Source organism: Aeromonas sp. 604176, from assembly GCF_049170755.1.
GTDB classification, from domain to species: domain Bacteria; phylum Pseudomonadota; class Gammaproteobacteria; order Enterobacterales; family Aeromonadaceae; genus Aeromonas; species Aeromonas veronii_A.
Map to the genome: position 1 here is coordinate 25,548 of NZ_JAAKNE010000039.1, position 10,151 is coordinate 35,698.

8 protein-coding genes are annotated in these 10,151 nt (G+C 60.1%); all 8 read right to left on the reverse strand.

Features of this window, described 5'->3' with window-relative positions; translation table 11 throughout:
• Positions 1-10: 10 nt before the first annotated feature.
• Positions 11-1,699 carry a diguanylate cyclase domain-containing protein gene (locus G5358_RS09365; RefSeq protein WP_421323992.1) on the reverse strand — a complete coding sequence of 563 codons (1,689 nt, stop codon included), beginning with the start codon at positions 1,697-1,699 and terminating at the stop codon, positions 11-13.
• Positions 1,699-2,175 (reverse strand): hypothetical protein, encoded by a 477-nt coding sequence (locus G5358_RS09370; RefSeq protein WP_164536855.1) that lies wholly within the window; start codon positions 2,173-2,175, stop codon positions 1,699-1,701. Before G5358_RS09370 ends, G5358_RS09365 begins: the two co-directional genes overlap by 1 nt.
• Positions 2,176-2,266: 91 nt before the next feature.
• Entirely contained in the window at positions 2,267-3,040 is a 774-nt protein-coding gene (cobB, locus tag G5358_RS09375) for a Sir2 family NAD+-dependent deacetylase (protein ID WP_005351956.1), read from the reverse strand.
• A gap of 60 nt (positions 3,041-3,100) precedes the next feature.
• Positions 3,101-3,742: a GNAT family N-acetyltransferase gene (locus tag G5358_RS09380; protein WP_267529324.1), complete on the reverse strand. Its 642-nt coding sequence runs from the start codon at positions 3,740-3,742 to the stop codon at positions 3,101-3,103.
• 3 nt (positions 3,743-3,745) lie between these two features.
• Complete coding sequence (locus G5358_RS09385) at positions 3,746-4,990, reverse strand: response regulator (RefSeq protein ID WP_421172925.1); 1,245 nt, start codon at positions 4,988-4,990, stop codon at positions 3,746-3,748.
• Positions 4,977-8,966 carry an ATP-binding protein gene (locus tag G5358_RS09390; protein ID WP_421323993.1) on the reverse strand — a complete coding sequence of 1,330 codons (3,990 nt, stop codon included), beginning with the start codon at positions 8,964-8,966 and terminating at the stop codon, positions 4,977-4,979. Before G5358_RS09390 ends, G5358_RS09385 begins: the two co-directional genes overlap by 14 nt.
• A 15-nt stretch (positions 8,967-8,981) precedes the next feature.
• Positions 8,982-9,278, reverse strand: coding sequence for an integration host factor subunit alpha (gene ihfA, locus G5358_RS09395; protein ID WP_005300715.1), 297 nt, complete (start codon positions 9,276-9,278; stop codon positions 8,982-8,984).
• Between the two features lie 3 nt (positions 9,279-9,281).
• Positions 9,282-10,151: phenylalanine--tRNA ligase subunit beta (locus tag G5358_RS09400; protein ID WP_421323994.1), on the reverse strand; the 870-nt coding region annotated here is incomplete at its 5' end.

The following is a 10,151-nucleotide window of genomic DNA, read 5'->3' on the forward strand; positions in this document are numbered from 1 at the left end:
TCGCCTTGTTTCATTTTGTCTCTTGCCGATGCAATACCGCTTTTTGCCCTAAGGCCAGCGACCTCGTTTCCCTGGTTGCCAGCACTTGCAGTGGCACCAACCCCAATCGTCTGGCCAGAGGTTGCAGCAACTCGCCATCTTCATCACCCTGCGGCAGCCAGTAGCGGACAGGCCAGCCGGCTGCCAGCTGCGCCGAGGTGGTGCTGCCAATCTCTCTGAGCGCCAGAGTGCAACCCTGTTGCCGCAATCCCGCCAGCAAGGCACCATCCTGCTGCAGCATCGGCACCAGCAACACCAGCGGCGTACGGGAAGCCTCCGGCAGATAGGCCAGTAAATGGGTCAGCTGTGCCTGGTTGTCGAGCGGGACCAGCAGTGCCCGACCATCGGCATACTGCGCCTCGTGCGCTTGCAGCACACGGGCCAACACGGGCCCCAGCACACCGCACTCCTGCAGCCAGCGCATCTGGCAGGGCACTCCCTGCTCACGCCACTCAATCGCCAATTGCCACAGCTCGTTGCCCTGCCCGTCCGTCAGCGCCTGCAATGCCACTCGCAGCGGCGCTGGCTCGCGCCCGGCCAGCCACTCTCGCAACTGATGAAGCTGCTGCTGACTCAACTGCAACTGCTGCAGCATGGCAGGCTCAAACCAGCTGATCGCCCCCTCCTGGCTACGCTTGGCCTGGTTAAGGGCCAGGATGGCCTGATCCAGCAGCCGGGCGGCATCCTGTTGCTGCGCCTTGGCGACCCCGAGCCGACAGGCCAGATCGAAGCTGCACTCCCGGGTCACGAACTCGAAATGGAGCAGATCCACCAGCTCATGAATGGCGGTTTCCAGCGCATCATTCGCCTTGGTCAGCACCACGGCAAATTCATCTCCGCCGAGCCGGTAAGCGTGGCTGCCATGGGCCTGCTGCAGCTTGTTGGCCACCATCTGCAACAGCCGATCACCGACCTGATAACCCAGCAGATCATTGACCTGCTTGAAGCGCTTGAGATCGAGCACCACCAAAGCGCTCACCTCGCCGGCATGCAGAGCGCGAGAGAGCTGCTCCTGCAGGGCACGGCGGTTGCCAAGCTGGGTCAGGGGATCGAGCAGGGCAAGCCGACGGTTCGCCAGATTGGCGCGAATGAGGGCTGCGACCAGAGCGCCACCGGTCAGCAACAGGATCAGTTGCCAGATCTGCAGCCAGAACAGGCTGTTGCGGATCTGGCTGACCGAATGCTCCCGCTCCTGGCCGGAGAGGATCTGATCCCCTATCTGTTCGATAAGACGGGTCTGGCTGGCGATCGCCTCCTGCAAACGGGCAAGCTCAGCCCCCTCGCGCAGCGCACCAGCCTCCATCTGGGGTTCGAGCTGCTTGATCTGCTCGAACAGGGTGGCCAGCACTTTGCCGAGCCCGTGCCGCTGGCGCATCTCGGCGGTTTCACTGCTGATGAGGAAGATATCGAGCCGGTTCCACAGCAGATCGTAATCGAGGCTCAGGGTCTCCATCGACAGTCTGCCAGCCCGGTAGAGCTGCAGGTCGTAGAGGAAACGCTGGGATTCGAGCATTACCTGGCTGATGTTCCAGTGGACATTGCGGTAGAAGGTATCGACCAGCTGCTCCTGCCGATACTGCAGATAGAGGCTGCTGCCGGACGAGAGCAGAAACAGCAGCGACACCGCAACCAACAGCAGATTTTGGCGGGATAGCCCCATCAATCGACGATCTCGATGCGGGTCACCTGCCACACCATGCAGTTGTGAATGGCAGGGACGTCCAGCTTGGGATAGGTGGTGAACGGGATGAGCAGCCAGAGCGGCCCCTTGTTGCGCCGGGTCAGCGGTTTGCCGTCCTCCTGACGCACCAATGTCAGCGGCACGCCGTCGAACAGGGCCAGATCCACCACCTGCTGATAGCCGTTGAGGGCCGAAATGGCGATCTTGCGAGCATCCGGGATCCCTTGCGCCGCCAGCACGGCTGACAAGGTCGGCCCGCGATAGTGGTGGGTGCCCTGAGTCCAGGGGGTAGTCGTAGTGAATTCGGTCTGTGGCAAGGCAGAGATGGCCGACTCATCGAGGGTCACCTGCTGGCCATCTGGCAGTACCAGAGTCATCAGGGGGATGGAGGCCGATGCGCTGGCACTGGCCAGCATCAGGAGAAAAAAAGCGATCCATTGCTTGACTGCGGTCATGGTAATTTGCGCCAACTGCGTCCCATTTTTTAAATGGTTGCCAGTGTGGCGATTTCACCGAACCATTGCAACTGTCCCGTCGCACAGTAGCTCAGGGACCGCGCATCTCCATCCAGTTGTGCCCCTCGACTTGCCTCGGTTGATGAATGCCGCACGCCTCCAGCAACTCATCGACATAGGCGGGCACCAGCAAGGAGGCCGGCCCATAGCGTTTTTCGTCAAACTGGCTACCTACCTCGCTCGGCTCGAGATTGAGCTCGATGGTGTGCGCCCCGTTGAGGCCCGCCTCATGGACAAACCCGGCCGCCGGATAGACAGCGCCAGAGGTGCCGATGGAGATAAAGAGATCGCACTGGGCCAGCGCACTGTAGATGCGATCCAGCCCGAGCGGCATTTCGCCAAACCAGACCACATGGGGGCGCATCGGCTGAGGGAACTGGCAGCAGGAGCAGAGCTCGTCCTGATGGAGATCACCGCGCCACTCGATCACCTGACCGGACTCTGGGCAGCGGGCCTTGAGCAGCTCCCCGTGCATATGGATAAGGTTCTTGCTACCCGCGCTCTCGTGCAGATTGTCGATGTTCTGGGTGACCAGGGTGACCGTGCCGGGCAAAAGCCGCTCGAGACGGGCCAGCGCATAGTGGGCCGGATTGGGATGAACCTGGGGCTGTTGCAGCTGTTTGCGGCGGGAGTTGTAAAAGCGCAGCACCAGTTCGGGATCCCGGGCATACCCCTCGGGGGTCGCCACGTCCTCGACCTTGTGCTCTTCCCACAAACCGTCGCAGGCACGAAAAGTCTTGATGCCGGATTCGGCAGAGATCCCCGCGCCGGTCAGGATCACGATATGTTTATATGACTGCGCCATAAGCTGCTCCGTCTATCCCCGCACAATAAATGTGACCTTAGCACAGGGAAAAAAGTGTCACTATTCGCCCTTGGTCTTAAGCGGCGCCGCTGGCGGTGCGGGCAACCAGGCATCCAGTACCGACAGATCCAGCCTGACAAAGACCATCTCCCGCCCGGTTACCAGGGTCAGCGGCAAGCCAAGGCGCTTGAGCAAGGTCAGCATGGGCCGGTTCTGGGCCAGCACTTCCGCCGTCCACTCCCGGATCCCGTCCGCCCTGGCAAGCAGTGCCAGCGCCAGTAGAATCCGTCGCCCCGCCCCCTTGTGCTGAAAGTGATCCGCCACGATGCAAGAAAACTCCGCCCGATCGGGATGAAGGCGACGGCGGATTGATTGCGCCTGAGCCAGCGGCTCACCAGCCAGATCGGTCAGCAACAGCGAGATCTGTTGCTCGGGATGGTAATTGAGAAATTGGGCCACCTGTTCCGGTGGCGGTGTCCGTTTCGGACGCATAAAGCGCAGATAGATGCTCTCTTCACTCAATGCATCGTAAGCAGCCAGCATGCGGGCAGGCGCCACCCCATGCAGCTCACGCAGCAAACACGGCACCTCGGAGACCTGCATCGCCAGTGGCAGCGCGGCCCGGGAAACCGGATGGGGCCAGCCCTCCAGCCCTTTGCCAAGGCGCTCCCGGTGCATGGGCCAGCAGAGGTAGCGCGGCATGGCTTACCAGCGCCCCGTCATACCGCGCTCTCGCCACACCTCGACGTCGAGCAGGTTGTAAGGATCATCCAGATAGACGGCGATCCCCAGCTCCCGAACCCTGGCCATAAAGCGTCCCAGCAGGGAGTCCATGGCCAATGACTCTATTTCGGGTAAAAGCGCCTGCCCCAGCAGCAAAGCGCTCAACGGCAAACGCTCCAGCAGATCGAATGGCAAATGCTGGCTGTTATCGAGTAGCAACGCCAGCTTGCTCCCCGCCAGACTCGCTTGCAGTACCAGCGCAAACCGCTCTCCATTGCTCAACAGGTGATCCCGACGATGGATCAATAATGTCAGCTCTGTGGGGCTACGTGACTGATCCGTCAACCACTCTTTAAGTGCCTCCCAGCGGCTGGGCAAGCCGGTCACCGCCAGCCAGACCGGATGAGGGGTCGCGGGACTGGAGAGCAGCCCTAGCTGACCCTGCACCTCCCCCTGCCAACGGCGGATGGAGCGGCGCTGGCCGCTCAAGCGCTGCTGACGCAGAGGCCCCAGATAGAGTCCGCGCAGCAACCTGAGCAACTCGTTGCCATCGAGTGGCTTGGCCAGTGCAGCCAGCACATTGAAACCGGCATCGTGCAGCAGACGGCGGGCACCGTCGATCAATGTCTGCTCGTGCGCCGACAAGAGAATGATCGGCAACCCGCTGCGCTGAATTTGCGGCTGGCTCATCAGCAGGCTGATGGCATCCTGCTCCACCAGACTGAGATCACACACCAGCAGACTGATGTCGCCAGCCTCCAACGCAGCAAGACAGGCAGTTTCATCCTGCACCCACTGGCAGGAGAGCCCCAGTTCGGCGATAGCTTGCTGTAACTGCATCCCCTGAAACGGGTGATCTTCTAGCAGCAGTACCCGCTTGGCCGCCAGCCAGTTGTTCCAGTCACGGTAACTGGCGGCAAGTCCTCCCAGCCAATCTTCACCAATGGCATAAATTCCCTGATGATGCTGCAACTCGGGGAAATAGTCCGCCTGCTGGTGAGCGGCAGGATCGTAAAGGGCAATGGCACCGGCCGCAAACAACCCTTCCCACTGCCAGCAGGCGTCCGGTTGGGTGCGCTGCAAAGTGACATAGGAGGGGAGTGTCGTGCTATTTGCCAGCTCATGGGAGGCCCGATCAAGCGCATACAGCAAGACAGGGCAAAAATCTGCCGCCTCGTGCTCTTCCGAGTCGAGCAACGCCAGCAGTTCTTCATCAGTAATGATCATCTTGGGTCCTTTTCGAGAAATGCTGGCTGAACTCATCCAACGCCCGGTTCAAACTGCTCTGGAGAGCTGGATGGGGGGCTTGTTGCCACTCGTCAATCACCGTCACCAGCGCCGTGGCTCCTACCATTCTGGCGGCCCCCTTCAGCTTGTGTAAAGCAGCATTCACGCCAACTTCATCTTCTTCTGTGCAGCAGCGTTCAAGTTCGGCCAAATCATCACGGGTAGCCTTCAGATAAAGGGCGGCCAGTTCATCGGTCAGCAACGAGGCAACCGGTGTCGGGGCGACAGCATTGCTCCCCTCTTTGCCAATATGGCGCAGCAAGGTCGCCAGCACCTTGAGGGCGACCGGCTTGTCCAGATGGCCATCGCAACCGCAGGATTGCAGCTCCCTTGCCGCTTGCTCACTGAGATCTGCGGTGATCACATAGACCGGAAGACGGGCCCAACGGGCGGATTGGCGCAATTGCCTGCACAGTTCGGCCCCGTTCATCACCGGCATCTGCAGGTCTGTCAACACAAGATCCACCTGATGCTTCACCAGCATCTCCAGCGCCAGCTGCCCGTTGGCGGCACTGACTACGCTTGCACCGAGTTGCCCCAGTTGCATACAGATCAGCTCCCGGTTGACATCGTGATCCTCAACCAGCAGTACCCGCATACCAAGCCCGGGCTGCATCTCACCCACAGGTTGCTCTGATGTCATCCGTGGCTGGAACAGGCTGATCATGGTGCCCGGCACCCAGGACTCCCCCTGCCATGACCAGTGATACAGACTATCCTCGTCTCTCTCGGCCTGCAGCAGATCAACCGCACGACTGGCAACATGAATACCGAGCCTGGACAACCAGGGCGTGACCCCCAAAACCTCATCGTGAGGCAGTGAGAGGGATAACTGGCGTACTCTTGGCTGCCAATCGATATCTTGCTGAACCTGTTGCAACGGCAACTCGCAGAAGAAGCGGCTACCACCGCCCGGGCGTCCCTCGACATCGATCAACCCGCCCATCTGCTCGAGCAGCTGCTTGCAGATCGCCAGACCAAGGCCGGTGCCCGGCGCCCGCAACTGCCCTTCAACAGCAAACTGTTCGAATGGCATAAAGAGAGTAGGACGCATCTTGGCGGTGATCCCCGGCCCTTCATCATCGACCCCGAAGCGCAAGGTCGATGCGACTACCTCGACCCACAGCACCACTTCCCCACGCAGGCTGAACTTGATGGCATTGGAGAGCAGATTGTGGAGCACTTGCCGTACCCGATGGGGATCGAGAGTCAGCAAGGCTGGCAAGGCGGGGTCAAGCCGCAATCGTAATTGCAGCCGTTTGGATCTGGCCTTGCTCCAGTGCACCGCCGCCACGTGCTCGCACAGCTCGGCGAAATCGGTGGGCTGGGGCGAGAGGGAGAGTTTGCTGTTTTCGTTGCGACTAAAGTCGAGTACATCGTTGAGCAGGCCGAGCAGCTCATCCCCCGCCTGACGCACCCGCGCCAGCGCCGAATCCTGTTCTCTCGACAAAGGGGTGCTGGCCAGCCACTCAAGCAAGCCGAGCATGGCGTTCATCGGCGTGCGGATCTCGTGGCTGATGGCAGCCAAAAAGCGCCCCTTGGCCAGAACTGCCTGTTGCGCCTGCTCATGGGAGTGCTGCAGAGCCTGATCCTGCTCGACCCGGGCAGTGGCATCCTGCATCACCGCATAAATTCGCCAACCCTGCGGTTGACTGCGGCCACGGCCATAGAACTGCAACCAGCGTAGACCCTTGGTCGGATGGTGATAACGCAGGGTGAATGCGAAGGGTTTGCCAGCCTGCAACATGTCGAACATCTCACGGCTTACCCGGCGGCGATCCTCGCGCTCCAGCATAGTGAGCACCCGTTTGGGCTCACGACGGATCTGCTGGCTCGCCAGCCCCAGCAGCTCGTAACAGCCTCGGCTGATAAACTCGATCCCCCCTACCCGTCCCCGCTCGAACATAAACTGCAGCACCACGCCGGGGACTGTATTGGTCAGGGCACGCAGGCGGCGCTCTGCCTGACGCAGAAAACGGGCCTGCTCACGCAGCACACTGATATCCGACAGGGCGATGAGATCGGTGGCGGGGGCCTGCTTGTCCAGCCGCAGCGGATGCTGGGCATAGGCGAAGACCTGATCCCCCAGCACCAACTCCCCTTCACTCTTCTGAGGCTGCACCGGTGGCAGCATCAACTGCTGCGAATAGCGCAGGGCCAGACGTCGCCCCTGTTTATTGGATTTGATCACCTTGCCCTGGCTGTTGCGCAGATAGACGGGCACCGGCAACGCCTGAAACATGGTTTCCCGCAGCTCGCTCTCGATGGCCAGCGCCTTCTCGGCGGCGTGACGCTGGGCCACTTCCCGTGCCAGTTGCTGGCGGGAACGCCAGATCCCGCCGATGACAATACCGCTGATCAGCAGTGCCATGGCAATGGAGCCAAACCAGGCGGCGTAGCTCACGCCGGGCTGCTGCACGACGAGCAAGCGGCGCCAGCGCTGGTTAAGTTCGTCGATCTGGGTGCTGGTCAGGGCCATCAGATTGCGATCCATCACCCCGGCCAGTTCGGTCTGACTCTTGTTGATGGCAAAGCCAAGACTGAAGCGATCTTCCAGCTCCTCGATATTGAGCCCTTCCAGCAAGTTGGTACGCTGGGGATATTGCAGCTGATATAGCTCGCTCAGCATGGCGTCAGCCTTGCCTTGCTTGATCGCTGATAACCCCTGCTCGAGGCCGTCGGTGCGAAGCCACTCCTGATCACCAAGCAGGGCGAGCAAGGAGGGATCGTAGAGGGATTCAGGCACCAGAATACGCTGCCGCTTGAGCTGGGTGATGCGAGCGGCAGCCAGCTTGCGCTTGCTGATCAAGGCAAACCGATTGGTGGAGATCGTCCGACTGAAAATGAACTGATCCGTCAATGCCGGGGATTCCGGCAAGCCGGCCATCATATCCGCCTCACCAAGGCGCAGCTTTTCTACGGCCTCCGCCTTGCTGGCTGCAGGCACCAGCTTGTATTTCAAGCCGGTCTCCTGGGTGACCCAGCGCAGCACATCCGCGCTCCACCCTTTCGCCTCCCCCAGATCATTGACGCCGCTATAGGGCATCAACTCAGGATTGACCACCAGGCGAATGGTGCGCCCGCGGCCGGATAACCAGGCCTGCTCGGTATCGCTGAAGTGAGGCTGGTTGACGTAGAGCGACCCCTGATCGAGATAACGGGCCAGATCGGTATAGATAGTACCGGCGGGCATATGACGGATCAGGGTGTCCACCAGATTGGCCAACTCAGGCTGATCACGCATCATCAGGCGATAGCTGATGATCCGATCCTCACCAAACAGACGGCGCAGGCGCAACCCATCGGCAGGAAACTCGCGCATCAGATAGCGCAGTTGCAGATAGTCCCCCAGATAGGCGTCACCCTTGCCACTCTGCAGCGCGTCGTAGACCTTCTCTCCGCTCTTTAGGGAAATAATGCGCGCCTGAGGATAGAGCTCGTGCAGCAGGCGGGCTGAGTCTGCCACCGAGTAGACCAGAAAGCGGGCCTGTTTGAGATTTTCACCCTTGTAGAGGATGGCGGCATCGGTCTCCATCATCGGACGACTTAACCGCATGCCCTCCACGGCCTTCTTGCGGGTTCCGACATAGGGAATGATGTCGCAGTCACCCTCTGCGAGCCCGTTGCGCAATGTCTGCCAATCGGGCAGCTCTTTGAGCACAAGTGGAATAGGGAACAGCTCCTGCAACCGGGCGAGGCGATCCTTGAGCAGTCCCCCCTCGGCCATCAGGTATGGTGGAGGAAGCGTCGCAGGATAGCAGAGCGAAAGCTGACTCAGTGAATTTACATAAGCTTGGGTCGCCGGCGCCAACGGCAGCACTGTGGTCTGCAAAGGCTTGGCTTGCAATGGCAGTGCCAGTACAGCACCCAGAAGAAAAATGGGGAATTTGGTCATCTGAAAACAAAAGCCAGGCATCTGCCTGGCTTTTTATCACTCGTTGGGTTCAACATTTTCTACCCTGGCCTTGAGCTTCTGGCCAGGCCGGAAGGTCACCACACGGCGGGCGCTGATCGGAATATCCTCGCCCGTCTTGGGGTTGCGTCCGGGACGCTGATTCTTCTCACGAAGGTCAAAGTTACCGAAGCCTGAAATCTTGACTTGTTCACCACGCTCAAGCGCCTGTCGGATTTCCTCAAAGAAGGCTTCCACCATATCTTTGGCTTCACGCTTGCTCATCCCGAGCTGGGTGAACAGGTGCTCTGCAATGTCGGCTTTGGTAAGCGCCATAGATCAATCCCTCAAGGATGCATTCAACTCTTCACCAAGGGCCCGCACGACATTGTCTACGGTCTCGGCAATCTCTTTCTCCTCCAGGGTGCGCTGGGTGTCTTGCAATACAAGACTGATGGCTAGGCTCTTCTTGTCCTCTGCCATACCAGCACCCTGGTATACGTCAAACAAGTTTATTCCAACTACCTGATTTCCGCCAACTTTTTTAATTACCGCAAGCACATCACCTGCCAGAACCTGACGATCGACCACGACGGCGATGTCGCGACGGTTCGCCGGGAACTTGGAAACTTCGGCTGCCACAGGCACCTTGGCCGGGGTCAGCTTGTCCAGCTCCAGCTCAAACATCACCGCGCGGCTCTTGAGGCCCAGCTTCTTCTCGAGGCTCGGGTGGATCACGCCGATGTGGCCGATGATCTCGCCATTGCGCAGGATGGCTGCGCTCTGGCCCGGGTGCAGGGCGCTGTGCTCGGTACGCTCGAAGGTAAAGGTGGCCCCTTCGGCGGTCAAGTCCAGCACCGCTTCCAGATCCCCTTTCAAATCAAAGAAGTCGGCTGCGCGGGTTTTGATGTCCCAGTGCTCGTCGCTCTGGTTGCCGGTGATGATACCGGCCAACATCGGCTCCTGACGGATGCCGTTCTCGGCGCTTTCATCCTTGATGAAACGCAGACCCTGTTCAAACAGACGCACGCGCGGCTGCTGACGGTTCTGGTTGTAAACAACAGCTTGCACCAGACCCGGGAACAGAGAGACACGCATCGCGGACATTTCGACCGAGATCGGGTTCGGCAGTACGATGGCATCGCTCTGCGGGAACAGGGTTTGCTGGGTCTTGGGATCAACGAAGCTGTAGGTGATCGCTTCCTGGAA

What these genes read in the sequence shown, in the direction of transcription:
- G5358_RS09365 (WP_421323992.1), bottom strand. Translation starts at nt 1,699, where the DNA reads ATGGGGCTATCCCGCCAAAATCTGCTGTTGGTTGCGGTGTCGCTGCTG.
- G5358_RS09390 (WP_421323993.1), bottom strand. Translation starts at nt 8,966, where the DNA reads ATGCCTGGCTTTTGTTTTCAGATGACCAAATTCCCCATTTTTCTTCTG.
- ihfA (WP_005300715.1), bottom strand. Translation starts at nt 9,278, where the DNA reads ATGGCGCTTACCAAAGCCGACATTGCAGAGCACCTGTTCACCCAGCTC.
- G5358_RS09380 (WP_267529324.1), bottom strand. Translation starts at nt 3,742, where the DNA reads ATGCCGCGCTACCTCTGCTGGCCCATGCACCGGGAGCGCCTTGGCAAA.
- G5358_RS09370 (WP_164536855.1), bottom strand. Translation starts at nt 2,175, where the DNA reads ATGACCGCAGTCAAGCAATGGATCGCTTTTTTTCTCCTGATGCTGGCC.
- cobB (WP_005351956.1), bottom strand. Translation starts at nt 3,040, where the DNA reads ATGGCGCAGTCATATAAACATATCGTGATCCTGACCGGCGCGGGGATC.
- G5358_RS09385 (WP_421172925.1), bottom strand. Translation starts at nt 4,990, where the DNA reads ATGATCATTACTGATGAAGAACTGCTGGCGTTGCTCGACTCGGAAGAG.